The sequence below is a fragment of the Kineosporia sp. R_H_3 genome (genome assembly GCF_002198675.1).
Taxonomy (GTDB): domain Bacteria; phylum Actinomycetota; class Actinomycetes; order Actinomycetales; family Kineosporiaceae; genus R-H-3.
Genome location: NZ_MWLL01000230.1, coordinates 49476 through 74859, shown reverse-complemented (window position 1 = coordinate 74859; position 25384 = coordinate 49476). Strand labels below are relative to the sequence as shown.

Below are 25384 nucleotides of genomic sequence, written 5' to 3'. Positions count from 1 at the left end.
CGAAGGACAGGCCGTCGACGACCGGGCGGCCGCCGTAGGACTTGCGCAGGCCGTCGACGGCGAGCGCGGGGGCGGCCTCGTCGGGGCCTTTCACGGGCACCGGCTCAATTACACCACTTCATTGTGTCGTTAATACCCCGGGGCCTCAACTCGACCACCCGGCTCCTACCCTTCGGGGGTGACCGACGCCCCCGCGCTCGCCGTCGACGGCCTGCGCAAGTCCTACGGCGGCCGCCCGGTCGTCGACGGCCTGTCCTTCGCGGCCCGGTCCGGCGAGGTGACGGCGGTCCTCGGCCCGAACGGCGCCGGCAAGACGACGACGGTCGAGTGCTGCGAGGGCCTGCGGCACCCGGACGGCGGCACGGTGCGGGTGCTCGGCCGCGACCCCTGGCGGGCCGACGCCGCGCTGCGGGCCCGGGTCGGGGTGATGCTCCAGGACGGCGGCCTGCCGACGGGCGCCCGGGCCGGCGAGGTGCTGCGGCACGTCGCGGCGCTGCACGCCCGCCCGCTGCCGGTCACCGACCTGCTCGACCGGCTCGGGCTCACGGCGCACGCCCGGACCAACGTCCGCCGGCTCTCCGGGGGCCTGCGGCAGCGGCTCGCGCTCGCCGTCGCCGTCGTCGGCCGGCCCGAGGTCGTGTTCCTCGACGAGCCCACCGCCGGCCTCGACCCGCAGGCCCGGCTCGCGGTCTGGGACGTCGTGGCGCAGCTGCGCACGGACGGTGCCGCCGTCGTCCTCACGACCCACCTCATGGACGAGGCCGAGCGGCTCGCCGACCGCGTCGTCGTCGTCGACCACGGCCGGGTCGTCGCCGACGGCTCCCCCGCCGCGCTGCTCTCCGGCCACGGCGAGTCGCTGCGGTTCGGCGGCCCGCCCGGCCTCGACGTCGGACAGCTCGGCGCGGCGCTCACGGCGGGGATCAGCGTCCAGGAGGTCTCCCCGGGCCAGTACGTCGTGAGCGGCGGCCCGGACGCGCCGCTCGGGCCGCAGGCGGTGGCGACGGTGACCGCCTGGTGCGCCGGGCTCGGCGTCATGCCCGACGGGCTCAGCCTCGGCCGCCCGACCCTCGAGGACCTCTTCCTCGACCTCACCGGCAGGGACCTGCGATGACCGCCACCGTTCCCGGCGCCGCGCCGGCCCCCGCGCCCGCGCCGCCGCTGCGCCGGGTGCTCGCCCAGGCGCGGTTCGACGCGACGGTCCTGCTCCGCAACGGCGAGCAGCTCCTCCTCACGCTCGTGCTGCCGGCGCTCGCCCTCGTCGGGCTCTGCCTCACGGACGTCCTCGACCTCGGACCGGGACGGCGGGTCGACGTCGCGACGGCCGGCGTCCTCGCGCTCGCCGTCATGTCGACGGCCTTCACCGGGCAGGCCATCGGCACCGGCTTCGACCGCCGGTACGGGGTGCTGCGGCTGCTCGGGACGACGCCGCTCGGCCGCGGCGGCCTGCTCGCCGGCCGGGTGCTCGCGGTCGCCGTCGTCGAGACGGTCCAGGTGGCGGTGCTCGGCGGGATCGCGCTCGCGCTCGGCTGGCGGCCGGCCGCGGCCGGGCTGCCGGCCGCGATGCTCGTCCTCGCCCTCGGCACGGCCGCGTTCACGGCGCTGGGGCTGCTCCTCGCCGGGACGCTGCGCGCCGAGGGCGTGCTCGCCGCCGCCAACCTCGTGTGGGTCCTGCTCCTCGCCGCCGGAGGGGTCGTCGTCCCGCCGGAGCGGATGGGCGGCTGGGGGGACGTCGCGGGGCTGCTGCCCTCGGGCGCGCTCGGGGACGGGCTGCGGGCCGCTCTCGTCGACGGCGCGCTCGACGTCCGTGCGGCAGCCGTCCTCGTGGTCTGGGGCGCGGTCGCCGGCGTGCTCGCCGCACGGTTCTTCCGCTGGGACTGACGCTCGTCGTGGAGCCCGCGGGAGGCGGCGGAAAACTCTTCCGCCTCAGGTGCATCCGGGTGCAGGGGTCGGGGCGAAGTGGGGTCTGAAGGCTCTACCCACCCACGACAGGAGCTCCTCAATGCGCCCCCTGCGCGTCCTCGCCGCCACCGGTGCGGTGGCCCTCGGGCTCGGCCTCGCGGCCGCCGCCCCCTCGAGCGCGGCCGGCACGTCCGACGTCTCGGTCCTGCACGGCGTCCCCGGTCTCACGGTCGACGTCTACGCCAACGGTGACAAGCTCCTCACCGACTTCAAGCCCGGCACCCTGACCGACCCGGTGAAGCTGCCCGAGGGCACCTACGACCTCGCGGTCTTCCCCGCGGGCGAGGGCCCCGACGGCACGCCGGCCATCAAGGCCGACGACGTCGCCGTTCCGAGCGGCGCGAACATCACCGTCGTCGCGCACCTGTCGGCCGACGGGACCCCGGTCCTCACGCCGTTCGTCAACGACACCAGCCGGATCAAGCCGGGCGAGACCCGCCTCACGGTGCGCCACACGGCGGCGGCCCCGGCCGTCGACGTCCGCGCCGGTGGCACGCCGGTCTTCGAGGGCCTCGAGAACCCGAAGGAGGCCAAGGCCGACATCCCCGCCGCCAAGGTGAGCGCGGACGTCGTCCTCGCCGGCACCGACACGGTCGCGATCGGCCCGGCCGACCTCGACCTCAAGGAAGGCACGAACACGATCGTCTACGCGTGGGGCTCGGCCGAGGACGACAACCTCGACCTCGCCGTGCAGACGATCAGCGGCCTGCACTCGGCTCCGGGCGGCGTCCCGTCCGGTACCGGTGGCCTGCTCGAGGACGGTCTCCCGATGCCCCTCGTCGCGGTGACCGTGGTCGCGCTCGCCGGTGCGGCGTTCGCCGGCCGCCGCGCGGTCCTCGCGACCCGTCGCGGCTGACCGCTCCGCACCACCCCGCCCCGTCGTCCCCTGCCTGCCGCGGGGGACGACGGGGCGGGCCCCTGCCCGAACCACCCTCCGTCCACGAATCCGAGGAGCCGTCGTCATGCGTCGCTGGTGGATGCTCGTCGCCGCGTGCCTCGTCCTCGCGGTCGCCGCGCCGCTGGGCTGGTGGCTCACCCGCCCCTCGTCCGCCGAGGGCGTCGCGGTGACCTCCGTGGGTGCCCCGTCGCCGTCCGCCTCCTCGCCGTCCGCCCCGGCGTCGCCCTCCGCGTCGTCGGCGCGGCCCGCGGTCCCGCAGGTCACGGCCCGGCCGGCGACCCCGGCCGACGGGTCGCGGCCGACGACGAACCCGGTCTCGATCTCCATCCCCGGCATCGACGTCCGCGCGGCCGTCGACCCGGTGGGGGTCGAGAAGGACGGCTCGATGGTCATCCCGCGCTCGGTCGACCGGGTCGGCTGGTACCGGTACGGGCCGCCGCCCGGATCCGACGCCGGTGCCGCGGTCGTCGCGGGCCACGTCGACTCCAAGGCGCAGGGTCCGGGCGCGCTGTTCCGCCTGCGCGAGGTCGGCGTCGGCGACCGGGTCGACGTCCGGCTCGCGGACGGCCGGACCGTCCGGTACGAGGTCGTCGGCAAGGAGACGCTCGTCAAGAAGCGGCTCCCGACCGAGCGGCTCTTCGCCCGGGACGGCGCCCCGCGCCTGGTCCTCATCACCTGCGGCGGCCCGTTCGTCCCGGAGCTCTCCAGCTACCGCGACAACCTCGTCGTCGTCGCCGAACCCGTCGGGGGCGCGGCATGAGCCACCGCGGCCCCGGCGACACCCTGACGCGTTCCCCGGCCGGTTCCGACCCGGCCGTCGAGGTGTGGCTGCGCGGTCCCTCCCCTACCGTGATCGAGGTGACGGCTCAGGTTCCCCTGCACCGCGTCGGCCGGGCTAGCGTGGTCCTCGACAGACGTCCCCCAACCCGCGAGGTCCCGGCGCTCATGAGCGACGACGCAGGTCCGTCCGACGAGGAGGTCGGCAAGCTCTTCGCGCACGGCGAGGAGCGTGCCCTGGCCCTCGCGTACGAGCGCTGGGCCGGGCTCGTCCACGGGCTCGCCTGCCGGGCCCTGGGCAACGGCCCCGACGCCGAGGACGTCACCCAGCAGGTGTTCGTCTCGGCCTGGACGGGACGCGCCGGCTACCGCCCGGACAGCGGCCCGCTGCCCGCCTGGCTCGTCGGGATCACCCGGCACCGGATCGCCGACGCGCACGCCCGCCGGGCGCGCGAGGCCCGGGTCCGGGACGCCGCCGAGGCCCTCCACGACGTGACCCCGACGGCGACCGTCGACCGCACCGCCGAGGACCGCGTCGTCCTCATGGGCGAGCTGTCGAAGCTCGGGCAGCCGCAACGAGGCATCATCGAGCTGGCGTTCTTCCATGACATGACGCACGACCAGATCGCCGCCCGGACGGGACTTCCGCTCGGGACGGTCAAGAGCCACATCCGCCGCACCCTGGTGCGGCTGCGCGACCGGCTGGAGGTGGACGGTGCAGCACTGTGACGACGACGCCCTCGCCCTCGTGGCGCTCGGCGAGACCCCGTCCCCGGCCGACGCCGCGCACCTGAGCGGGTGCGCGCAGTGCCGCGCCGAGGTCGAGTCCTTCGGCCGCGCCGTGGCCGCCGGCCGCGGCGACCGCTCCCCCGCCGCCGTCGTGCCGCCGCCGGCGCACGTCTGGGACGGCATCGCGGCCGCGACCGGCGTCGGGGTGCGTCCGCGCAGCGGTGACGCGCTGCCGCCCTCCGCGCCGCCGCCGGTGCACGGTCCGGTGCCCGTCCCGGCGTCCGCCGACGCACCCGTCCTGCCGATGCGCCCCCGGTCGACCCGTGGCCGCCGCTGGCCGATGCTCGCCGTCGCGGCGTCCGCTCTCGTCATCGGCGGTGCGGCCGGCTCGGTGGTGACGCAGCTCCTCGACCGCGCCGACCCGCAGCCGACGCCGATCATCGTGGCCCAGGCCGCGCTCGACCCGCTGCCGGTGGACCCCGCCGCCAGCGGCCGCGCCGTCGTCGTCCAGGCGGACGGCAGCCGCGTCCTCGAGGTCGACGTCTCGCAGCTCGCCAGCACCGACGGGTTCTACGAGGTGTGGCTCATCGACGCCTCGGTGAAGAAGATGGTGCCGATCGGGGTCCTCACCGGCAGCACCGGCCGCTTCACGATCCCCGACGGCCTCGACCTCGGGCAGTACCCGGTCGTCGACATCTCGGCCGAGCCGCTCGACGGCGACCCCGTGCACTCGGGCAAGAGCCTGCTGCGCGGCACCATCCCGGGCTGACGTCCGTGACCGGCACGGGCGCGCCCGCGAGGGGACCGGCCATCCTCCACCCGGCCCGGGACCTAGGTCGGGACCTCCGGCGCGCGGGCGCCGGAACCCGCCGCCTAGGGTGGTGGACGTGAGCACGACCTCCGACGCGACACCCTCGGTCACGGTCCCGGACGGCGCTGCCGGCGTCACCGCCCGTCGCACGTGGGTGGACCGCGCGATGCGCCCGGCCCTCCTCGCCAACCTCGTCATGCAGGTGGGCATCGTCCTCACCGGCGGGCTCGTCCGGCTGACCGGCTCAGGGCTCGGCTGCCCGACGTGGCCGCAGTGCGTGCCGGGCTCGTACACACCGGTCGTCGAGCAGCCCGAGGGCATCCACAAGTACATCGAGTTCGGCAACCGGACGCTGACCGGTGTCATCGGCATCGCGGCGCTCGCGGCGTTCGCCGTCGTCCTCGCCGACGTGCGGCGCCGGCGCGCGGCCGGCGGCGCCCGTGAGGGCGGGCTGCTCCTGCTGGCCGCCGTCCCGTTCCTCGGCGTCGTCGCGCAGGCCGTCCTCGGCGGGATCACGGTCCTCGCCGGGCTGTCCCCGCAGACGGTCGCCGCGCACTACCTGCTCTCCGCGGTGCTCATCGCGGCGTCCACGGTGCTGCTGCTCGTCGTCCTGCACCCGACCGAGCGTGTCGAGCGCTGCGAGGTGCACTGGATCGCCTGGGCGGTCGCGGTGGTCTGCGGCGTCGTGCTCGTCCTCGGCACCGTCGTCACCGGCTCCGGCCCGCACTCCGGCGACGCCGAGACGCCGAACCGGTTCGGCTTCGACCCGCGCACCGTGAGCTGGCTGCACGCGGACGCCGTGTGGCTCTTCGTCGGCCTCGTCGTCGCCCTCATGCTCGCGATGCGCCTCGTCGGCGCCACCCCGGCCGCCCACCGCCGCGCTGCCTGGCTGCTCGCCGTGACGCTGCTCCAGGGCACGATCGGCTACGTGCAGTACTTCACCGGGCTGCCCGTCACGCTCGTCTCGCTCCACATGCTCGGCTCCGCGCTGCTCGTCGTCGCCGTGACCGCGTCGGTCGCCGCGGTGACCGGGCTCAGCCGGCCCGATGCGGTGCGGGCGTCGTCCTCCGTCGGGTAAGGCACCCGGCACCGCCGGTGCGCCGCACGTCGGCCCGGTCGGTCACCTCCCCGCCTGCGCGCCGTCCACCGTGTGGACCTGCCGTACCGCCGGACGTCACAAGAGCGCTCCCAGGCACGACACGCCGGGCTGCGACGGCGTTGGTGCGTCCTGCGGTACGCCCGTCTCGGGGCGTGGACCGGTCGCGGCGTCGCGCGGGTCGACGGTCGACGGACCGGGCGCGGACGGCGGGCCCGAGCGGGCTCAGAAGCGGACGAAGGGGTCCACGGCGACGAGCACGAAGAGCAGCGTCAGGTACGTGATCGACCAGTGGAAGACCCGCATCGGCTGGATCTGCGCGACGCCGGCCTTGGCGCGGCCGAGCAGCTTGTAGGTCTCGGTGAGGAAGACCGCGCCGAGCAGCACGGCGCCGACGGCGTAGACCGGACCGGTCGGCGCGACGGGGACGAGCAGCAGCGAGCAGGCGATCATCGCCCACGTGTAGCGGACGCACTGCCGCGCGACCTCGACGGGCGACGCGACGACACCGAGCATCGGCACCCGCGCGGCCGCGTAGTCGTCGCGGTAGCGCATCGACAGGGGCCAGTAGTGCGGGGGCGTCCAGAGGAAGATGACGCCGAAGAGGATGACCGGGGCCCAGTCGAGGCTGTCGCGGACGGCGGCCCAGCCGATGAGCACCGGCATGCAGCCGGCGGCGCCGCCCCAGACGATGTTCTGCGGGGTGCGGCGCTTGAGCACGAGCGTGTAGACGAAGACGTAGAAGAGGATCGCCGCCAGCGCGAGGACGGCGGACAGCACGTTCACCGTGAGCGCGAGCTGGGCGACCGACACCGCGCCGAGGGCGACGCCGAAGACGACGGCCCCGCGCGGGCTCACCTCACCCGTGACGAGCGGGCGCCGCTCGGTCCGGTGCATGAGGGTGTCGATGTCGCGGTCGAGGTACATGTTCAGCGCGTTGGCGCTGCCCGCCGCGAGGGTGCCGCCGACGAGCGTCAGCAGGATGAGCGACACCGACGGGAAGCCGCCGGCGGCGAGGATCATCGTCGGCACGGTCGTGACGAGCAGCAGCTCGATGATCCGCGGCTTCGTCAGCGCGACGTAGGCCCGGACCGAGCGCAATACCGAGCGGCGCGGGGGGACGAGGATCGCGGAGGCCGGCAACGCCGACGCGGACCGCACGACGGCGGGCGGGCTGGGGTCGACGGTGGTCACGGCGTCCTCTGAGCTGACGGCAGAACACGCACACTCTACGCGCGCACCGGCCGCTCCCACCCACCGGGCGCGCCATCTCACACCCGCGGCCGGACGACGCGCAGGAGCCCCACGGCGCGGCGGGACGTGCGGAAGGGCCCGGCCCCTGCCTGCGCTATAGGCTCGGCGACGAGATCTTCTCCCTGCACGCACAGCTCCCCGCGACGCCCGGAGAGGACTGCGAAGGCGTCCACCTGCACGCACCACCGAAGCGCCGTAGACGCGGGCCCCGACGGCGAGGGAGCCGTCGGCACCGCCGACGAGAGGACCCGGGTTTCCCCGTGAGCGACACCACCACCACCGCACCCGCCGCCGACCTCGACTGGAGCGAGCTCGACCGCCGCGCCGTCGACACGGTCCGCGGCCTGGCCATGGACGCGGTGCAGAAGGCCGGCAGCGGCCACCCCGGCACCGCGATGAGCCTGGCGCCGGTCGCCTACCTGCTCTACCAGAAGCTCATGACGCTCGACCCGACGCACCCGCACTGGCCGGGTCGCGACCGGTTCGTCCTCTCGTGCGGCCACTCCAGCCTCACCCAGTACATCCAGCTGTACCTGTCGGGCTACGGGCTCGAGCTCGACGACCTCAAGGCGCTGCGGACGTGGGGCTCGCTCACCCCGGGCCACCCCGAGGTCGAGCACACCGCGGGCGTCGAGATCACGACCGGCCCGCTCGGGCAGGGTCTGGCCAGCGCCGTCGGGATGGCCATGTCCGCCCGTCGGGAGCGCGGCCTGCTCGACGCGGACGCGGCGCAGGGCGAGTCGGTCTTCGACCACACCGTCTGGGTCCTCGCGTCGGACGGCGACATCGAGGAGGGCGTGACGAGCGAGGCCTCCTCGCTCGCCGGCCACCAGCAGCTCGGCAACCTCGTCGTCGTGTACGACGCGAACCACATCTCCATCGAGGACGACACCGCGGTCGCGCTGAGCGAGGACACCGGCAAGCGCTACGAGGCCTACGGCTGGCACGTCCAGACCGTCGACTGGACCCGTGGCAAGGGCACGCAGTCCGGCAAGGACGGCACGTACACCGAGGACGTCCCCGAGCTCTACGCCGCCCTGCGCGCCGCGCAGGCCGTCACGGACAAGCCCTCGCTCGTCATCCTCCGCACGGTCATCGCCTACCCGGCGCCGAACCTCATGAACACCGGGAAGTCGCACGGCTCCGCGCTGGGCGACAAGGAGATCGACGAGACCAAGCGGGTCATGGGCCTGGACCCGGAGCAGAAGTTCCAGGTCGACGCCGACGTCCTCACGCACACGCGCTCGGTGATCGACCGCGGCCGCGCCGCGCGGGAGGCCTGGGAGAAGCGGTTCGAGGCCTGGAAGGCCGCCAACCCCGAGGGTGCCGCGATCCACGAGCGGCTCACGACCCGGACCCTGCCCGCCGGCTGGGAGGCGACGCTGCCGACCTTCGAGGCCGGCAAGGACGTCGCGACCCGCAAGGCGTCGGGCGTCGTCCTCAACGCGGTCAAGGACGCGATCCCGGAGCTGTGGGGCGGGTCCGCCGACCTCGCCGAGAGCAACAACACCGCGCTCGAGGGCGAGTCCTCGTTCCTCCCGTCGCAGTACACGACCCAGGCCTGGGGCCAGGGCAGCCCGTACGGCCGCATCCTGCACTTCGGGATCCGCGAGCACGCGATGGGCTCGATCATGAACGGCATCGCGCTGCACGGCGGCCTGCGGGTGTTCGGCGGCACGTTCCTCGTGTTCAGCGACTACATGCGTCCGGCCGTGCGGCTGGCGGCGCTCATGAAGCTGCCCGTCACGTACGTGTGGACGCACGACTCGATCGGCCTCGGCGAGGACGGCCCGACCCACCAGCCGATCGAGCACCTCGCCGCGCTGCGCGCCATCCCCGGCCTGGACGTCGTCCGGCCGGCCGACGCGAACGAGACCGCCTGGGCGTGGCGCACCATCCTCGGCCACACCGACCGCCCCGCCGGCCTCGCGCTGTCGCGGCAGAACCTGCCGACCTACGACCGGTCCCCCGAGGGCGGCTTCGCCCCCGCCGACGGGACGGCGAAGGGCGCGTACGTGCTCAAGGAGGCGTCCGGCGGCACGCCGGCGGTCGTCCTCGTCGGGACCGGCTCCGAGGTCCAGATCGCGGTCGCCGCGGCCGAGGTCCTCGAGGCGGACGGCGTCCCGGCCCGGGTCGTGTCGATGCCGTGCCGCGAGTGGTTCGACGCGCAGGAACAGAGCTACCGCGACTCGGTGTTCCCCCCGTCGGTGAAGGCCCGCGTCAGCGTCGAGGCGGGCATCGCCCAGGGCTGGCGCGAGGTCGTCGGCGACGCCGGGCGCATCGTCTCCATCGAGCACTTCGGCGCGTCCGCGCCGTACCAGAAGCTCTACGAGGAGTTCGGCCTCACCGCCGAGCACGTCGTCGCCGCCGCGCGCGAGAGCATCGCGGCCGCCGGCTGACACGGCTCCCCGGCCCGGGCGCCGTCGGCGCCCGGGCCCCCGTATCCGTTCCACACCAGGAGGAACCATGAGCGACGCACTCGCACGGCTCTCCGCGGAGGGCGTCTCCGTCTGGCTCGACGACCTGTCCCGCGAGCTCCTCGAGACCGGCGACCTCGCCGGTCTCATCGAGCAGCGGCACGTCGTCGGGGTCACGACGAACCCGACGATCTTCGCCAGCGCCCTCGCCAAGGGCGACCGGTACACCGACCAGGTGCTCGCGCTCGCGGGCCGCAGCGCGACCGTCGACGAGACGGTCTTCGAGATCACGACGGACGACGTCCGCAGCGCGTGCGACGTCTTCCGCCCCGTCTTCGACGCGACGGGCGGCCTCGACGGCCGGGTCTCCATCGAGGTCGACCCGCGGCTCGCGAAGGACACCGCGGGGACCGTCGAGGCGGCCCGCCGGCTCTGGGCCACGGTGGACCGGCCGAACGCCCTCATCAAGATCCCGGCGACCGTCGAGGGCCTGCCGGCCATCACGACGGTGCTCTCCGAGGGGATCAGCGTCAACGTCACGCTGATCTTCTCCCTCGACCGCTACCGCGCGGTGATGAACGCGTTCCTCGCCGGCCTCGAGGGGGCCAAGGACGCCGGTCTCGACCTGTCGACGATCGCATCGGTCGCCTCGTTCTTCGTCTCGCGCGTCGACACCGAGATCGACAAGCGGCTCGCCGCGATCGGCACCGACGAGGCGACGGCGCTGCGGAGCAAGGCCGGCCTGGCGAACGCCCGGCTTGCCTACCAGGCGTACGAGGAGGTGTTCTCGACGTCGCGCTGGCAGGTGCTCGCGGACGCGGGTGCGAAGCCGCAGCGTCCGCTGTGGGCCTCGACCGGCGTCAAGGACCCGTCGCTGCCGGACACGATGTACGTCACCGGGCTCGTCGCCCCGGGCACCGTCAACACGATGCCGGGCGCGACGCTCGAGGCGACCGCCGACCACGGCGAGATCACGGGCGACACCGTCCGCGGCGGCTACGCCGAGGCCGCCCAGGTGCTCGACCGGCTCGAGGCGATCGGCGTCTCCTACGCCGACGTCACGGACCAGCTCGAGCGCGAGGGCGTCGACAAGTTCGAGAAGAGCTGGGCCGAGCTGCTCGGCACCGTGTCCGACGAGCTCGCCCGCGTCTCGGCGGCCGACTCCGACGAGGAGGCGCACCGGTGACCACCGGCCCCACGCACCCGCAGTGGCTCGTCGCCTGGGTCGGTGACGAGGCCGGTTCCGTCCTCGAGGTGACCGCCGGCGGGGACGCCGCGGTCGCTGTCGCCACCCATGTGCCGACCCTCGTCGCGGACGGTGTCGCGAGCGGCATCGCCGGCAAGGACGGTTCCCTCTGGGGGCAGGCGGCCGTCGACGAGGCGTCCAAGCGGCTCGGCTGGGTCGACGTCGAGGCCGCGTCGCGGCCCGTCGTCGCGAAGGTCGAGGCGCTGCGCGCCGAGCTCGCCGCCGAGGGCGTGGACCGCGTCGTCCTGTGCGGCATGGGCGGCTCCTCGCTCGCGCCCGAGGTCATCACGCGGACGGCGGGCGTCCCGCTCGTCGTCCTCGACGGCACCGACCCCGGCCAGGTCCGGGCGGCGCTCGTCGAGCTCGACCGCACGGTGGTCGTCGTGTCGAGCAAGTCCGGGTCCACGGTCGAGACCGACAGCCAGCGCCGCGCGTTCGAGTCGGCCTTCACGGCCGCCGGCATCGACGCGAAGCGCCGGATCGTCGTCGTCACCGACCCGGGCTCCCCGCTCGAGCAGGCCTCGCTCGCCGCCGGCTACCGCGCGGTGTTCCAGGCCGACCCGACCGTCGGGGGCCGGTTCTCCGCGCTCACGGCGTTCGGCCTCGTGCCGTCCGGCCTCGCCGGCGTCGACACCGGCGCGCTGCTCGACCAGGCGGGCGAGGTCGTCGACCTGCTCGCCGACGACTCCGACGGCAACCCGGCGCTCGTGCTCGGCGCCGCCCTCGGCGGCACGGTCCCGCTGCGGGACAAGGTCGTCTTCGTCGACGAGGGCTCCGGCATCGTCGGCTTCCCGGACTGGGTCGAGCAGCTCGTCGCCGAGTCCACCGGCAAGGAGGGCACCGGTCTGCTCCCGGTCGTCGTCGGCGGCCCGGACTCCCCCGAGGTGACCGGCGGTGCGGGCGACGTCCTCGTCGTCCGGCTCGTCTCCGGCCGCGACGAGACCGACCCGGTCGAGCGCGACGCCGAGGGCGCGCCGTCCGAGCCCGCGGCCCGGGTCGCGACCGGTGTCACCGTCGCCGGCCCGCTCGGCGCGCAGATGCTCCTGTGGGAGTACGCCACGTCCGTGGCGGGGCGGATCCTCGGGATCAACCCGTTCGACCAGCCGGACGTCGAGAGCGCTAAGACGGCCGCCCGCGGCCTGCTCGACGCCCGCCCGGAGCCGGCCGCCCCCGACCTCGTCGACGGCGCGGTCGAGGTCCGGGCGACCGACGGGCTGCTCGGCGACGCGAAGGACCTCACCGGCGCCGTGGACGCCCTGCTCGGCGCGCTCGGCCCGGACGGCTACGTCGCCGTCATGGCCTACCTCGACCGGGAGCACGACACCGCGCTCGCCGGGGTCCGCGAGTCGCTCGCCGCCCGCACCGGGCGGCCCGTCACCTTCGGCTGGGCACCGCGGTTCCTGCACTCGACCGGTCAGTTCCACAAGGGCGGCCCGGCGGTCGGCGTCTACCTCCAGGTGACCGCCGAGCCCGCCGCCGGCGTCGAGGACCTCGCGATCGCGGAGCGGCCGTTCACGTTCGGGCAGCTCATCGCCGCCCAGGCCGCCGGCGACGCCCAGGTGCTCGCCGACCACGGCCGGCCCGTGCTGCGGCTGCACCTCACCGACCGCGCGGCCGGCCTGCGGCAGGTGCTCTCGGTGCTCGGCGCTGCCGACGGAGCGACGGCGTGAGCCCGGCCCGCATCGCGAAGGGGGCCAACCCGCTCCGCGACGACCGGGACAAGCGTCTCCAGCGGATCGCGGGGCCGTGCGGGCTGGTCATCTTCGGCGTCACCGGCGACCTCGCGCGCAAGAAGCTCATGCCGGCCGTGTACGACCTGTCGCAGCGCGGGCTGCTCCCGCCGGGCTTCGCGCTCACCGGGTTCGCCCGCCGCGACTGGGCCGACCAGGACTTCGGCCAGGTCGTCTACGAGGCGGTCCGGCAGCACGCCCGGACGCCGTTCCGCGAGTCGGTCTGGCGCCAGCTCGCGGAGGGCTTCCGGTTCGTGCCGGGCGACTTCGGCGACGACGACGCGTTCGACCAGCTCGCGCACACGGTCGCCGACCTCGACCGGGTGCGCGGCACGGGCGGCAACCACGCGTTCTACCTGTCGATCCCGCCGAAGTTCTTCCCGGTCGTCACCAAGCAGCTCGCCCGGTCGGGCCTGTCGGCGCAGGACGGCGAGCAGTGGCGCCGGGTCGTCATCGAGAAGCCGTTCGGGCACAACCTCAAGTCGGCCCGCGAGCTCAACGACGTCGTCGAGTCGGTGTTCCCGGCGGACTCGGTCTTCCGGATCGACCACTACCTCGGCAAGGAGACGGTCCAGAACCTCCTCGCGCTGCGGTTCGCGAACCAGATGTTCGAGCCGGTGTGGAACGCGAACTACGTCGACCACGTGCAGATCACCATGGCCGAGGACATCGGTGTGGCCGGCCGGGCCGGCTACTACGACGGCATCGGCGCCGCCCGCGACGTCATCCAGAACCACCTGCTCCAGCTCCTCGCGCTCACCGCGATGGAGGAGCCGGTCTCCTTCGACGCGCACGACCTGCGCGCCGAGAAGGAGAAGGTGCTGTCCGCCGTCCGGCTGCCCCGCGACCTCGGCAAGCACACCGCCCGCGGCCAGTACGCCAAGGGCTGGCAGGGCGGCCAGCCCGTGATCGGGTACCTCGACGAGGAGGGCATGTCCCCGACGTCGACGACCGAGACGTTCGCCGCCGTCCGGCTCGACATCGACACCCGGCGCTGGGCCGGCGTCCCGTTCTACCTGCGGACCGGCAAGCGCCTCGGCCGACGGGTCACCGAGATCGCCGTCGTCTTCAAGCGGGCGCCGCACCTGCCGTTCGAGCGGACGGCGACCGAGGAGCTCGGCAAGAACGCCATCGTCATCCGGGTCCAGCCGGACGAGGGCGTGACGATCCGGTTCGGCTCCAAGGTGCCCGGCACCCAGATGGAGGTCCGCGACGTCACGATGGACTTCGGGTACGGCCACTCGTTCACCGAGTCCAGCCCGGAGGCGTACGAGCGCCTCATCCTCGACGTCCTGCTCGGGGACCCGCCGCTGTTCCCGCGGCACGAGGAGGTCGAGCTCTCCTGGAAGATCCTCGACCCGATCACCGAGTTCTGGGCGTCCAAGGGACGCCCCGACCCGTACACGTCCGGCACGTGGGGGCCCGCGTCGGCCGACGAGATGATGGCCCGCGACGGCCGTAGCTGGAGGCGTCCGTGATCGTCGACCTGCCCGACACGACGACGGGGGCCGTCGCCAAGAAGATCGTCGACCTGCGGGACGCCGGTGGCGCGGTCGCGCTGGGCCGGGTCATGACCCTGCTCATCGTCACGGACGACGGACCGGCCGAGGAGGCGATCCGGGCCGCCAACGACGCGAGCCGGGAGCACCCGTGCCGTGTCATCGCGATCGTCCGCGGCAACAAGCGCGGCGTGAACCGGCTCGACGCGCAGATCCGGGTCGGCGGCGACGCCGGCGCGAGCGAGGTCATCGTCCTGCGGCTCTACGGGCCGCTCGCCGAGCACGGCGAGTCGGTCGTCGTGCCGTTCCTCCTGCCGGACGCCCCGATCGTCGCCTGGTGGCCGGGCGTCACGCCCGACGTCCCCGCGGACGACGCGATCGGCCGGATGGCGCAGCGCCGCATCACCGACGCGTCCCAGAGCAAGAACCCGGTCAAGGCCCTCCAGCAGCGGGCCGCCCGGCACCACCCCGGCGACACCGACCTGGCGTGGAGCCGGATCACCCTGTGGCGCGGTCTGCTCGCGGCCGCCCTCGACGAGCCGCCGTACGAGCCCGTCCAGCGGGCCGTCGTGTCCGGCGGCCCGGACAGCGCCTCGACCGACCTGCTCGCGGCCTGGCTCGGGCTGTACCTCAAGTGCCCGGTCAAGCGGGTGCGGACGCCGGTCGGCAGCGGCATGGTCGGCGTCGTCCTCGAGCGCGCGTCGGGCCCGGTCGAGCTCGTCCGGCCCGACGGCAACGTCGCGACGCTGACCCAGCCGGGGCAGCCGGAGCGGCGCATCGCGCTGGCCCGTCGGCAGGACCGCGACTGCCTCGCCGAGGAGCTGCGCCGGCTCGACCCGGACGACATCTTCGGCGAGGTCGTCACCAAGGGGCTCGACCTGCTTGCGAAGAACGGGTCGGTCGGCACGACCCGTTCGGCCGGGGCCAAGCAGCCCGCCGCCACGTCGGCCGGTGGTCACTCGGGGGCCCGCCGGACGCCCGGCACTCCCCCGGTCGCGCCCGTCCACGGGCCGGACGACGCCGCGGCGGCGCCCGCCGACCCGGCTCCGGCCGAGGCGGCGGCGAAGGCCCCGGCCAAGAAGACACCGGTCAAGAAGGCCCCGGCCAAGAAGGCCCCCGCCAAGAAGGCCCCCGCGTGACGTCGTCCCCGAGCGTCGTCGTCCACGCGACCCCGGAGCTCCTCGCACAGGCCGCTGCCGCGCGGCTCGTCACGGGGCTCGTCGACGTCCAGGCCGCCCGCGGGCACGCGCACGTCGTGCTCACGGGCGGCGGCGTCGGGATCGCGACCCTCGCGGCGCTGGCGGCCTCCCCCGCGCGGGACGCCGTCGACTGGCGCGCTCTCGACGTCTGGTGGGGCGACGAGCGCTTCCTGCCGGCCGGGCACCCGGACCGCAACGAGACCCAGGCCCGGGCGGCGCTGCTCGACGCCGTGCCGCTCGACCCGGCCCGGGTGCACGCGATGCCCGCGTCGGACGGGCGCTGGGGCGACGACGTGGACGCCGCCGCCCGCGGCTACGCCGAGGAGCTCGCGGCCGCCGCGGGCCCCGAGGACCGCGGCGGCGTCCCGGCGTTCGACATCCTCATGCTCGGAGTCGGCCCCGACGCGCACGTCGCGTCGCTCTTCCCCGAGCACCCCGCGGTCTACGAGGAGGAGCGCACCGTCGTCGGCGTGCGCGGCGCCCCCAAGCCGCCGCCGACCCGGGTCTCCCTGACGGCCCCCGCGATCCGGCAGGCGCAGGCCGTCTGGCTGCTCGCAGGGGGTGCGGAGAAGGCCGGGGCGGTGTCTCTCGCGCTCGGCGGGGGCGGCCCGTTCGCCGTCCCGGCCGCCGGTGCGACCGGCCGGCGCCGCACGTTGTGGCTGCTCGACCGGGCCGCGGCCTCCGGGCTGCCGGCCCGGGTGGCACGGATCGCGAGCCCCTGACCGGCCTGCGTCACAGGAGACCGAGGGCCGTCCTCACGGCCCTGGCGTCGAGCCGGTCCGAGGCGTCGAGCAGGTGCGCCACCTGGGCCGCCGTCGCGTCCGCGGCCCGGAGCAGGTCAGCCGCCGCGCCCGTGTCGCCGTCGTCCGCCGCCAGCCTCGCCAGGCGGTCCCGGGCCAGCGTCGCGGTCTCGCCGTCGCCCGCGTCGAGCGCCGCCGCCAGCACCTCGGCGAGCCCGTGCGCCACGTCGTCGTCGCGTCCGGCCGCCGCGTCGGCCGTCACGCACAGGAGCAGGCACCGGGCGAGCAGGGCGCCCTCGCCGGCGCCCGCACCGCGGTACCAGCTGTCGGCCTCGTCGAGCACCGTGCGCGCGCCCTCGACGTCACGCACGGCGCGGCGCAGCCGGCCGAGCTGCGTCAGGGCGGTCGCACGCATCCGGAGGTCGGCGGCGGTGCGGGCCGCCTCGGTCGCGCGGTCGAACGTCGCGGCGGCCTCGTCCGTGCGGCCCGCCCGGTGCTGCACCCGGCCCAGCCGGGTGAGGTGCAGCGCCGCCTGCCCGAGGAACCCCAGCCGCTGCGACCGGTCGGCCGCCCGGGTCAGCGCCTGCGCCGCGTCGTCGAGCCGGTGCTGCGCCTGGGCGACCACGGCGAGGATCCCGTCGGCGTGGACGAGCCCCCACGGGTCGCCCGAGGGCCGGAGCAGCCGGACCGCCGTCGTCGCGCAACGGGCGGCGCCGTCCACGTCTCCGAGCACGAGCGACCCGTACGCCTCGAGCAGGAGCGCTGCGCCGACGTCCCACGGGCTGCCGTGCTCGGGCTGCTCGTCGGTGCCACGGCCGCGGTAGGTCGCCGTCGCGTCCCGCGCGGCGGCGAGGACCTCGGCCGGACGCCCCTGCTGGATGCGCAGGAAGGCCTCGTGCCGGCGGGCGTCGGCACGCAGCCGGTCGTCGGACGGGGCGGCGAGCGCGAGCGCGTCGAGCAGGTCCGCCTCACCCTGCTCCACGTTGCCCGCCGAGGCCTCCAGCCAGGACGCCGTGAGCAGGGCGCGGGCACGGTCGTCCGGTGCCGCGACCGCCGCGGCGGCGAGGGCGTCCCGGACCCGCCGGGCACCGGCGACCCCGTCGCCGAGGACCACCCAGACCCAGCCCAGGCCGAGCACGGTGCGCAGCCCGGTCACCGGCTCGTGCCGCGCCGTCCAGGCCAGGGCCGCGTCGACGTTCGCGCGCTCGGCGAGCGCGAACCGGACGCATCCGGCCTGGCCGGGTCCGCGCACGACCTGCCCGCAGCGCTCGGCCTCCTGGGCGAACCAGCCCGCGTGGGCGGACAGCGCGGCGTCGGCCGCCCCCGACGCGTGCAGCCGCTCGAGCGCGTAGGCGCGGATGCTGTCGAGCAGCCGGTACCGGACGGCGCCGGCCGGGTCCACGTCGACCCCGACGAGGCTGCGCTCGGCGAGCCGGGCGACGACGTCGACGGCCGCCCCCTCCGGGACGTCGAGGGCCGCGAGGACGTGCTCGGCGGCGGCCAGCGGCGCACCGCCGCTGAAGCAGGCGAGCGCCCAGAGCCCGCGCTGGTCGTCCGGGAAGAGCAGGTCGTAGCTCCAGCCGATGGCGGCCGACAGCGCCCGGCGGCGGTCCGGGCCGCGGCCGGTCGGGTCGCGGAGCAGCCCGAACCGGTCGTCGAGCCGGCGGCCGATCTCCTGCACCGACAGCGACCGCACCCGGGCCGCGGCGAGCTCGATGGCGAGCGGCAGACCGTCCAGGCTCCGGCACAGGTGCTCGACCGCCTGCGTCGTCGACCCGTCGAGCACGAACCCGCGCCGCAGCCGGGACGCGCGGGCGGCGAAGAGCGCGACCGAGTCCTCGACGGACAGCGGGTCGAGGACGTGCACCTCCTCGCCGTCGAGCCCGAGCGGCACCTGGCTCGTCGTGAGGACGACGAGACCGGGCGCCGCGTCGAGGAGGCGGGGCACGAGCGCCGCGACGTCGTCCACGAGGTGCTCGCAGCCGTCGAGCAGCAGGGTCGTGGGAGCCTCGCGCAGCCGCGCGCTGAGCATCGGCTCCCCACCGGCGACCTGCAGCGTCTCGGCGACCAGCCGGCCGACGGACGACGTCCGGTCGGCCGCGTCGAGCCGCACGAGCCAGACCCCGCCGGCCGGTGAGAGCGAGCGGGCCACCTCGAGCGCGACCCGCGACTTGCCGACCCCGGCCGGCCCGACGACGGTGACGAGCCGGGAGACCGTGAGCAGCCCTCTCAGGTCGGCCACGTCGGGCGCGCGGCCCACCAGGGCGGTCGACAGCCCGGGCAGGTTCCCGGGCGCCGGCACGGCCGCGGACGGGACGGTGACGGACGGGCCGGCCGACGGCCCCGCACCGGCCGGCGCGCGGGCTCCCGCAGTGGCTCGTGCACCGGTCGGGGCCAGGTCCGGGCTCTGCTGCAGGACCTGCTCCTCGAGCAGCCGCAGCTCGGGGCCGGGCTCCAGACCCAGCTCGTCGGCGAGGAGCCTGCGCACCCTGGCGTACGCCGCGAGGGCGTCGGCCTGGCGGCCCGACCGGTAGAGCGCGGTGACGAGGGCGGCCCACAGCCGCTCCCGCAGCGGGTGCTCCTCGACGAGGGCCTCGGCGCGGCCGACCACGTCGCCGCCGGCCCCGAGGGCCACCCGGGCCGCGAGGTCGTCCTCGAGCAGCCCGAGCCGCAGCTCCTCGAGTCGCGCCCGGTGCGGCTGCAGCCAGGCGCCGTCCCCGGCGTCCATGAGCACCTCGCCGCGGAAGAGTGCGAGACCCTGCGCCGCGGCCTCGAGCGCGGCCCGCGGGTCGCCCGCCCGCGCGGCCGCCCCGGCCGCCGCCGCGAGCCCGACGACGCGTTGCGCGTCCACGGCCGCGGGGTCGACGGCGAGCCGGTAGCCGCCGTTCGCCGCGACCACCGCCTCGGGCGCACCGAGCGCCCGGCGCAGCTGGGACACCTTGGACTGCAACGTGTTCCGGCCGGTCGTCGCGGCGTCCTGCGCCCAGACGTCCTCGAGGAGCCGCTCGGTCCGGACGACCCGGCCGACGTCGAGCGCGAGCCGGACGAGCACCTCGGTCGTCCGCCCCGCGGGGAGGACGACCGGCTCGTCGTCGCGCCGGACCTCCACGGGTCCCAGGACGGCGACGGTCCACACCAGCGCGAGCGTACGCGGCACCCCGCGACGGCGTCAGCCCCGGCAGCCGCGCCGTCAGCCGGTCGTCAGCGCACCGTCAGCGCCCCGGCCGAGTCTCGACCCATGCCCGACGACACGAAGCACCTCCTCGACCGCCTCGTCGGCGGCGACCCCGCGGCGCGGGGTGCCGTCCTGGTCCGCGCCGAGACCGACCGGTCCCCCGCGGTCCTCGTCGCCGCCGCCCTCGTGGCGCCGGACCCGCACGACCTGCTCGCCCGGGCCACCACCCACGCGACGACCACGCGGGACCGACAGCTCGTGGCGATCGCCGCCGCGGCCGTCGCCGGCGACCGCGACCTGCTCGACGCGCTCGTCCGGGACCACCTCGCCGACCACCCCGACAACGCCCTCGCCGCGTGGATCGCCGCGCGGCACCCCCCCCGCCTCCCAGGAGCCCGCGATGACCGCACCCACGACCTCGTACGCCCGGCCCGCCGACCGCGCCGGCCGCACCCCGCGCCGGGTCGCCGCCCGCTGGGTCGTCACCTTCGCCGGGTTCCCGCTCGGCGGCCTGCCGGCGAGCCTCCTCGTCGGGCCCGTCGACTCGGTGCCGGCTGCCGGCCTCGGGGGGCTGCTCACGGGGGTCGTGCTCGGGCTCGTCCAGGCGTGGGGCCTCGCGCTGACCGGCACGGCCGCCGTCCGCTGGGCGGTCGCGACGTCCCTCGGCTTCGGCGCGGGCCTGGTGGCCGGCGCCGCCGCCGTCGGCTACGCGACGACGCCTGCCGCGCTCGTGACCCAGGGCGCACTGTGCGGGCTCGCCGTCGGCACCGCCCAGACCACGGCGCTCGTCGCGGTCCTCGGCCGGCCGGCGCTCGTCTGGCCTTTCGTTGTCGCCGCGGCCTGGGCCGTCGGCTGGGCCGTCACGACGGCGGTGGGCGTCGACGTCGACGAGCAGTTCACGGTGTTCGGCTCCAGCGGAGCCCTCCTCGTCGCGGTCCTGACCGTCGTCCTCCCCCTCGCCCTGCGCCGCCGCAGCATCCCCGTCTGACCCTGACCCTGCCCCGTCCCTCCCGACCCCGAGCACCTGGAGACCCGCCATGACCCGTCACGTCGTCTTCGGCACCGGCCAGATCGGCCGGCTCGTCGCCGGGACCCTCGTCCGTCGCGGCATCGACGTCCGCGCCGTCAACCGCGACGGCCGCGGCACGGTCCCCGGTGCCGAGGTCGTCGGCGGCGACGCCACCGACCCGGACTTCACGACCCGGGTGAGCCGCGGCGCCGACGTCGTCCACTTCTGCCTCAACGCCGGCGGCTACGCGACCTGGGCGCAGGAGTTCCCCCCGCTCCAGCGCGGCGTGCTCGCCGCCGCCCGGGCCACCGGGGCCCGCCTCGTCGTCCTCGAGAACCTCTACGCCTACGGCCCGACCGGTGGCCGCGACCTCGTCGAGACGCTGCCGGCGAACCCCTCGTCGGCCAAGGCCGCGACCCGCGCCGCGATGACGGAGGAGCTGCTCCGGGCGCACGCCGACGGGCAGGCGGAGGTCGCGATCGGCCGCGCCTCGGACTACTTCGGGCCGGGGGCCACCCGCTCCGCGCTCGGCGAGACCGTCTTCGGCACCGCGGTCGCCGGCCGCACCGCCCAGGTCATGGGCGACCCGGACACGCCGCACAGCTACTCGTACACCCCGGACGTCGCCGCCGGGCTCGTCACCCTGGCGCTGCACCCGCAGGCCCCGGGCAGCGTCTGGCACCTGCCCGTCGCCCCGGCGCGGACGACCCGCGAGATCGTCGCGCAGGTCTACGCCCTGGCCGGACGGCGTCCGCGCCTGTTCGCCGCGGGCAGCACGACGCTGCGGCTGCTCGGCCTCGTGAGGCCCGGGCTCGGCGAGTACCGGCACACGCTCTACCAGTTCACCGACCGGTGGGTCGTCGACGACAGCCGCTTCCGCGCGGCCTTCGGCCAATCGGCGACCGACCTCGACGAGGCGCTCGCCACGACGACCGCCTGGTACCGCGACGGTGCGACGTCCGCCGCCGCCGTCCGCTCCTGACCGACCTCCCCCACGAGCACCACCGACCCCCCCACGAGAGGCAGCCATGTCCACCGTCGCCCGATCCTCCGCCGCGACCACCGTCCTCGCCACCGACCGCGCGCGCCTGCGCCTCGCCGCCGCGACCATGTCCGCCGCGGCGCTCCTGGCCGTCGCCGGCTTCACCGCACTCGGCTCCGTCTTCGAGTACCCGCAGGTCCTCCAGTCCCCCACCGCCGAGATCCTCGACGCCTTCCGGGCCCAGCAGGGCGCCGTCATGGCCTGGTTCGGTGCCCTCGCCGTCGGCGCCGCGCTTCTTGCCCCGACCGGGATCCTGCTCGGCAGGACGACCGGAGGCCGTACCGGCCGCTGGCTCGCCGGGCTCGCGTCCGCGGCGGCCGCCGTCCAGGTCGTCGGGCTCTCCCGGTGGGTGCTCCTCGTCCCCGGCGTCAGCGCCGACGCCCTCGACCCCGCCCGGACGGCGGTCGCCCACGCCCGGTTCGAGCAGCTCCACCTGTGGCTCGGCACGGTCGTCGGCGAGACCGTGGGGTACGCGCTCACAGCGGCGTTCACCGCGCTGGCGTCCGCGACCGTCGTCCGCGCGCTCGCCCCGCGGTGGATGGCCGGGCTCGGGCTCGTCTGCGCCGGGCTCATCGCGACCGGTGTGCTCGTGCCGCTCGGCGTCCACCTGGCGAGCCTGACGAACTTCGCCGGCTACGTCGGCTGGTGCCTGTGGCTGCTCGCGCTCGCCGTCGTCCTGTGGCGCACCGACGAGTCCGTCTGAGGTCCGTCTGAGCTCCGTGCGCCGACCGGGATGCGGAAGGCCCCGCCGACACGGTGTGTCGGCGGGGCCTTCGCGATGCTCTGCGCGCTGCGGCGTGGCGCCCTGCTCAGACGATGAGCCGGCGGCGGCGCAGGGACTCGAGCGCCTCCTCGAGGATCGCCGCGCCGTCGGCGTCCGAGCGACGCTCCTTCACGTACGCGAGGTGCGTCTTGTACGGCTCGTTGCGGGGCGGCGAGGGCGGGTTCACCTGGTCCTGGCCGGCAGGGAAGCCGCAGCGCGGGCAGTCCCAGATCTCGGGCGGCTGGACGCCGGCCTCCTCGGAGAAGCTGGGCATCGTCTCGTGCCCGTTGGCGCACCAGTACGAGATCCGGAACCGCGGGGCGGTATCCCCTCGCTCGGCCTCGCCCATCGGGCCCGCGCCGACCCGGCTCCCGCGGATCGCGTTGCCACTGGCCACCGCTTGTCCTCCTGCTGTTCGACGTACCGGACACGTGCCGTCGGCCGCTCCCGGAACTCCGGCCTGGCCACGTGCTGTGCTCTTGTCTACGTTTCTACGTCATCCACGCCCCGCTGGGGGCACGTTCCGCCGGGTTACCACCCGGTACCCGGGGAGCCTCCGGCGCCGGTTCAGTTGAAGCGCTCGAGGACCCCGAGCAGGATCACGACCGTCGACCAGACGAGCGACACCGCGATCGTGAAGCGGTTGAGGTTGCGCTCCGCCACGCCGGAGCTGCCGAGGTTGCTGGAGACCCCGCCGCCGAACATGTCCGACAGACCGCCGCCCCGCCCCTTGTGGAGCAGGATGAGCAGGATCAGGAACGCGCTGGTGATGACCAGCAGCACCTGGAGGGTGATGCGGACCGCTGTCACGGGTGATCTCGTCTCTCGTGCGGGAGGGCGTGTCCGACGCGGCGATGACGCCGTCGCCTCGGTGCACTCAGGGTAAGCGATCCGCGGGGCGTGCCGTGACACGCCCCGCGGATCGCCAGCCCCGCGTCGTGCGCGGACGGCCTGATCAGGCCGTCACGTGGCTGCGGTAGCGCGCGATGGACGCGAACTCCGCCGGGTCGATCGCCGCACCGCCGACGAGGGCACCGTCGACGTCCGCCTCGGCCATGATCGCCGCGACGTTGTTCGCCTTGACCGAGCCGCCGTAAAGCACCCGGACGCCGGCCGCGAGGTCCGCCGAGTACAGCTCGGCCAGCTTGGCCCGGATCGCCCCGCAGACCTCCTGCGCGTCCTTCGGGGTGGCCACCTCGCCTGTGCCGATCGCCCACACGGGCTCGTAGGCGACGACGACCGAGGCCGCCTGCTCGGCGCTGACGCCCGCCAGGCCGCCCTCGACCTGCGCGAGCGTGTGCTCGACGTGCCGGCCCTCCTTGCGGACGTCCAGGCCCTCGCCGACGCAGAAGATCGGCGTGAGGCCGTGCCGGTACGCCGCCTTGACCTTGGCGTTGACGACCTCGTCGGTCTCGGCGTGGTACTGCCGGCGCTCGCTGTGCCCGACGACGACGTACGAGCAGCCGAGCTTGGCGAGGAACGCGCCGGAGATCTCGCCCGTGTACGCGCCCGAGTCGTGCGCGGAGAGGTCCTGCGCGCCGTACTTGAGGCCGAGCTTGTCGCCGTCGACGAGGGTCTGCACCGAGCGGATGTCGGTGTACGGCGGGATGACCGCGACCTCGACCTGGCCGTAGTCGTGCTTGGCGTCGTCGAGCGACCAGGCGAGCTTCTGCACCAGGTGCGTGGCCTGCTGGTGGTCGAGGTTCATCTTCCAGTTGCCCGCCATCAGCGGGGTGCGGCTCGTGGCCACGGCTCAGTCCTCCAGGACGTCGATGCCGGGGAGGGTCTTGCCCTCCAGGTACTCCAGCGACGCGCCGCCGCCGGTCGAGATGTGCCCGAACGCCTTCTCCTCGAAGCCCAGCGTCCGGACGGCCGCGGCGGAGTCGCCGCCGCCGACGACGGTGAGCCCGTCGACCTCGGTGAGGGCCTGGGCGACGGCACGGGTGCCGGCGCTGTACGCCTCCCACTCGAAGACGCCCATCGGGCCGTTCCAGAACACGGTCTTCGCGTCGGCGAGCTTCGCGGCGAAGAGCGCACCGCTCTCCGGGCCGATGTCGAGGCCCATCGTGCCGTCCGGGATCGCGTCGGCCGCGACGACCTCGGGGGCCGCGTCGGCGGAGAACTCCGCCGCCACGACGATGTCGACCGGCAGGACGACCTCGACGCCGCGCTCGGCGGCCGCCGCGAGGTAGCCCTTGACGGTGTCGATCTGGTCGGCCTCGACCCGGCTGGTGCCGATCGGGTTGCCCTGGGCGGCGAGGAACGTGAAGACCATGGCCCCGCCGATGAGCAGCCGGTCGGCCTTGCCGATGAGGTTGTCGATGACGCCGAGCTTGTCGGAGACCTTCGAGCCGCCGAGGACGACGGCGTACGGCCGCGCCGGGTCGACGGTGAGGCGCTTGAGCACCTCGACCTCGGCGAGCACGAGCCCGCCCATCGCGTGCGGCAGCCGCTTCGCGACGTCGTAGACGCTGGCCTGCTTGCGGTGGACGACGCCGAACCCGTCGCTGACGAACACGTCCGCGAGGGCCGCGAGCTCGTCGGCGAACGCGCCGCGCTCGGCCTCGTCCTTGCTCGTCTCGCCCGCGTTGAAGCGGATGTTCTCGAGGATCGCGACGTCGCCGTCGGCGAGCCCGGCGACGACGGCCTTCGCCGAGTCGCCGACCGTGTCGGTCGCGAACGCGACGTCCTTGCCGAGCAGCTCCGACATCCGCGCGACGACCGGCCGCAGCGAGTACTTGTCCTCCGGCGCGCCCTTGGGGCGGCCGAGGTGCGCGACGACGACGACCTTGGCGCCGGCGTCGGAGAGCTTCTTGATCGTGGGGACGGACGCGCGGATGCGGCCGTCGTCCGTGATCGTCGTCCCGTCGAGCGGGACGTTGAGGTCGGACCGGACGAGGACGCGCTTGCCGCGCAGGTCGCCCAGGTCGTCGATGGTCTTCATGCACGCGCTCCCGCGGTCTGGGCATGCCGCGCGCCCGGCCGCACCGTCCGGTAAGGGTGGTCTCTCACCGGACGGCAGCGGCCGGGCGGGCGGCAG

The 25384-nt window shown here is 75.3% G+C and carries 23 protein-coding genes; 16 read left to right on the top strand and 7 right to left on the bottom strand.

Features of this window, described 5'->3' with window-relative positions:
- The first annotated feature begins 178 nt into the window (after positions 1-178).
- From ECOMGDLI_RS29205 to ECOMGDLI_RS29175, 7 genes are all read left to right on the top strand, one after another.
- On the top strand, positions 179-1111 hold the full coding sequence (locus tag ECOMGDLI_RS29205) for an ABC transporter ATP-binding protein (protein ID WP_088320350.1): 933 nt from the start codon (positions 179-181) through the stop codon (positions 1109-1111).
- A complete protein-coding gene (locus tag ECOMGDLI_RS29200) occupies positions 1108-1878 on the top strand; it encodes an ABC transporter permease (protein ID WP_088320349.1) in 771 nt (256 codons plus the stop codon). The genes ECOMGDLI_RS29205 and ECOMGDLI_RS29200 overlap by 4 nt, the downstream gene beginning before the upstream one ends.
- Positions 1879-1999: 121 nt before the next feature.
- Complete coding sequence (locus ECOMGDLI_RS29195; protein WP_088320348.1) at positions 2000-2815, top strand: DUF4397 domain-containing protein; 816 nt, start codon at positions 2000-2002, stop codon at positions 2813-2815.
- A 106-nt stretch (positions 2816-2921) separates the two neighbouring features.
- Positions 2922-3617 carry a class F sortase gene (locus ECOMGDLI_RS29190; protein ID WP_088320347.1) on the top strand — a complete coding sequence of 232 codons (696 nt, stop codon included), beginning with the start codon at positions 2922-2924 and terminating at the stop codon, positions 3615-3617.
- Between the two features lie 185 nt (positions 3618-3802).
- Positions 3803-4363, top strand: coding sequence for an RNA polymerase sigma factor (locus ECOMGDLI_RS29185; RefSeq protein WP_088320346.1), 561 nt, complete (start codon positions 3803-3805; stop codon positions 4361-4363).
- On the top strand, positions 4350-5132 hold the full coding sequence (locus tag ECOMGDLI_RS29180; RefSeq protein ID WP_088320345.1) for an anti-sigma factor: 783 nt from the start codon (positions 4350-4352) through the stop codon (positions 5130-5132). The genes ECOMGDLI_RS29185 and ECOMGDLI_RS29180 overlap by 14 nt, the downstream gene beginning before the upstream one ends.
- Positions 5133-5250: 118 nt before the next feature.
- Positions 5251-6252, top strand: a complete 1002-nt coding sequence (locus tag ECOMGDLI_RS29175) for a heme A synthase (RefSeq protein ID WP_198955287.1) — start codon at positions 5251-5253, stop codon at positions 6250-6252.
- A gap of 243 nt (positions 6253-6495) precedes the next feature.
- On the opposite strand, the gene ECOMGDLI_RS29170 is transcribed toward ECOMGDLI_RS29175, so the two are convergent.
- Positions 6496-7464, bottom strand: a complete 969-nt coding sequence (locus tag ECOMGDLI_RS29170) for a heme o synthase (RefSeq protein WP_198955286.1) — start codon at positions 7462-7464, stop codon at positions 6496-6498.
- A gap of 320 nt (positions 7465-7784) precedes the next feature.
- Here ECOMGDLI_RS29170 and tkt point away from each other — a divergent pair, with 320 nt between their 5' ends.
- The 6 genes from tkt to pgl all read left to right on the top strand — a co-directional run bounded on the left by tkt (position 7785) and on the right by pgl (position 16337).
- A complete protein-coding gene (gene tkt, locus ECOMGDLI_RS29165; RefSeq protein ID WP_088320344.1) occupies positions 7785-9923 on the top strand; it encodes a transketolase in 2139 nt (712 codons plus the stop codon).
- 67 nt (positions 9924-9990) lie between these two features.
- On the top strand, positions 9991-11127 hold the full coding sequence (gene tal, locus ECOMGDLI_RS29160; protein ID WP_088320343.1) for a transaldolase: 1137 nt from the start codon (positions 9991-9993) through the stop codon (positions 11125-11127).
- Complete coding sequence (locus tag ECOMGDLI_RS29155) at positions 11124-12857, top strand: hypothetical protein (protein ID WP_233153669.1); 1734 nt, start codon at positions 11124-11126, stop codon at positions 12855-12857. Before tal ends, ECOMGDLI_RS29155 begins: the two co-directional genes overlap by 4 nt.
- A complete protein-coding gene (gene zwf / locus ECOMGDLI_RS29150) occupies positions 12854-14395 on the top strand; it encodes a glucose-6-phosphate dehydrogenase (RefSeq protein WP_088320342.1) in 1542 nt (513 codons plus the stop codon). The genes ECOMGDLI_RS29155 and zwf overlap by 4 nt, the downstream gene beginning before the upstream one ends.
- Entirely contained in the window at positions 14392-15555 is a 1164-nt protein-coding gene (locus tag ECOMGDLI_RS29145) for a glucose-6-phosphate dehydrogenase assembly protein OpcA (RefSeq protein ID WP_088320341.1), read from the top strand. Before zwf ends, ECOMGDLI_RS29145 begins: the two co-directional genes overlap by 4 nt.
- Positions 15552-16337 (top strand): 6-phosphogluconolactonase, encoded by a 786-nt coding sequence (gene pgl / locus ECOMGDLI_RS29140; RefSeq protein WP_088320340.1) that lies wholly within the window; start codon positions 15552-15554, stop codon positions 16335-16337. The genes ECOMGDLI_RS29145 and pgl overlap by 4 nt, the downstream gene beginning before the upstream one ends.
- Positions 16338-16347: 10 nt before the next feature.
- Here pgl and ECOMGDLI_RS29135 read toward each other — a convergent pair whose 3' ends face one another.
- On the bottom strand, positions 16348-19491 hold the full coding sequence (locus ECOMGDLI_RS29135) for a BTAD domain-containing putative transcriptional regulator (protein WP_088320354.1): 3144 nt from the start codon (positions 19489-19491) through the stop codon (positions 16348-16350).
- 54 nt (positions 19492-19545) lie between these two features.
- Positions 19546-19866, bottom strand: a complete 321-nt coding sequence (locus ECOMGDLI_RS35000; RefSeq protein WP_158221203.1) for a hypothetical protein — start codon at positions 19864-19866, stop codon at positions 19546-19548.
- 64 nt (positions 19867-19930) lie between these two features.
- Here ECOMGDLI_RS35000 and ECOMGDLI_RS29125 point away from each other — a divergent pair, with 64 nt between their 5' ends.
- The 3 genes from ECOMGDLI_RS29125 to ECOMGDLI_RS29115 are packed head-to-tail and all read left to right on the top strand — an operon-like array spanning position 19931 to position 22284.
- Positions 19931-20518, top strand: a complete 588-nt coding sequence (locus tag ECOMGDLI_RS29125; RefSeq protein WP_088320339.1) for a hypothetical protein — start codon at positions 19931-19933, stop codon at positions 20516-20518.
- Between the two features lie 49 nt (positions 20519-20567).
- A complete protein-coding gene (locus ECOMGDLI_RS29120; RefSeq protein WP_088320338.1) occupies positions 20568-21521 on the top strand; it encodes an NAD-dependent epimerase/dehydratase family protein in 954 nt (317 codons plus the stop codon).
- A 46-nt stretch (positions 21522-21567) separates the two neighbouring features.
- Positions 21568-22284: a DUF4386 family protein gene (locus tag ECOMGDLI_RS29115; protein WP_088320337.1), complete on the top strand. Its 717-nt coding sequence runs from the start codon at positions 21568-21570 to the stop codon at positions 22282-22284.
- Between the two features lie 106 nt (positions 22285-22390).
- Here the strand turns inward: ECOMGDLI_RS29115 and ECOMGDLI_RS29110 are convergent, their stop codons facing one another.
- The 4 genes from ECOMGDLI_RS29110 to pgk form a co-directional block, all read right to left on the bottom strand.
- Positions 22391-22741, bottom strand: a complete 351-nt coding sequence (locus ECOMGDLI_RS29110; RefSeq protein WP_088290806.1) for an RNA polymerase-binding protein RbpA — start codon at positions 22739-22741, stop codon at positions 22391-22393.
- Between the two features lie 170 nt (positions 22742-22911).
- Positions 22912-23154: a preprotein translocase subunit SecG gene (gene secG, locus ECOMGDLI_RS29105; RefSeq protein ID WP_088320336.1), complete on the bottom strand. Its 243-nt coding sequence runs from the start codon at positions 23152-23154 to the stop codon at positions 22912-22914.
- Between the two features lie 145 nt (positions 23155-23299).
- Positions 23300-24070: a triose-phosphate isomerase gene (gene tpiA / locus ECOMGDLI_RS29100; protein ID WP_198955288.1), complete on the bottom strand. Its 771-nt coding sequence runs from the start codon at positions 24068-24070 to the stop codon at positions 23300-23302.
- A 27-nt stretch (positions 24071-24097) separates the two neighbouring features.
- Complete coding sequence (gene pgk / locus ECOMGDLI_RS29095) at positions 24098-25288, bottom strand: phosphoglycerate kinase (RefSeq protein ID WP_088320334.1); 1191 nt, start codon at positions 25286-25288, stop codon at positions 24098-24100.
- Between the last annotated feature and the right edge of the window lie 96 nt (positions 25289-25384).

Coding starts and splice junctions, on each gene's coding strand:
- ECOMGDLI_RS29200 (WP_088320349.1), top strand. CDS start 1,108: ATGACCGCCACCGTTCCCGGCGCCGCGCCGGCCCCCGCGCCCGCGCCG.
- ECOMGDLI_RS29195 (WP_088320348.1), top strand. CDS start 2,000: ATGCGCCCCCTGCGCGTCCTCGCCGCCACCGGTGCGGTGGCCCTCGGG.
- ECOMGDLI_RS29190 (WP_088320347.1), top strand. CDS start 2,922: ATGCGTCGCTGGTGGATGCTCGTCGCCGCGTGCCTCGTCCTCGCGGTC.
- ECOMGDLI_RS29185 (WP_088320346.1), top strand. CDS start 3,803: ATGAGCGACGACGCAGGTCCGTCCGACGAGGAGGTCGGCAAGCTCTTC.
- tal (WP_088320343.1), top strand. CDS start 9,991: ATGAGCGACGCACTCGCACGGCTCTCCGCGGAGGGCGTCTCCGTCTGG.
- ECOMGDLI_RS29125 (WP_088320339.1), top strand. CDS start 19,931: ATGACCGCACCCACGACCTCGTACGCCCGGCCCGCCGACCGCGCCGGC.
- ECOMGDLI_RS29120 (WP_088320338.1), top strand. CDS start 20,568: ATGACCCGTCACGTCGTCTTCGGCACCGGCCAGATCGGCCGGCTCGTC.
- ECOMGDLI_RS29115 (WP_088320337.1), top strand. CDS start 21,568: ATGTCCACCGTCGCCCGATCCTCCGCCGCGACCACCGTCCTCGCCACC.
- tpiA (WP_198955288.1), bottom strand. CDS start 24,070: ATGGCGGGCAACTGGAAGATGAACCTCGACCACCAGCAGGCCACGCAC.
- pgk (WP_088320334.1), bottom strand. CDS start 25,288: ATGAAGACCATCGACGACCTGGGCGACCTGCGCGGCAAGCGCGTCCTC.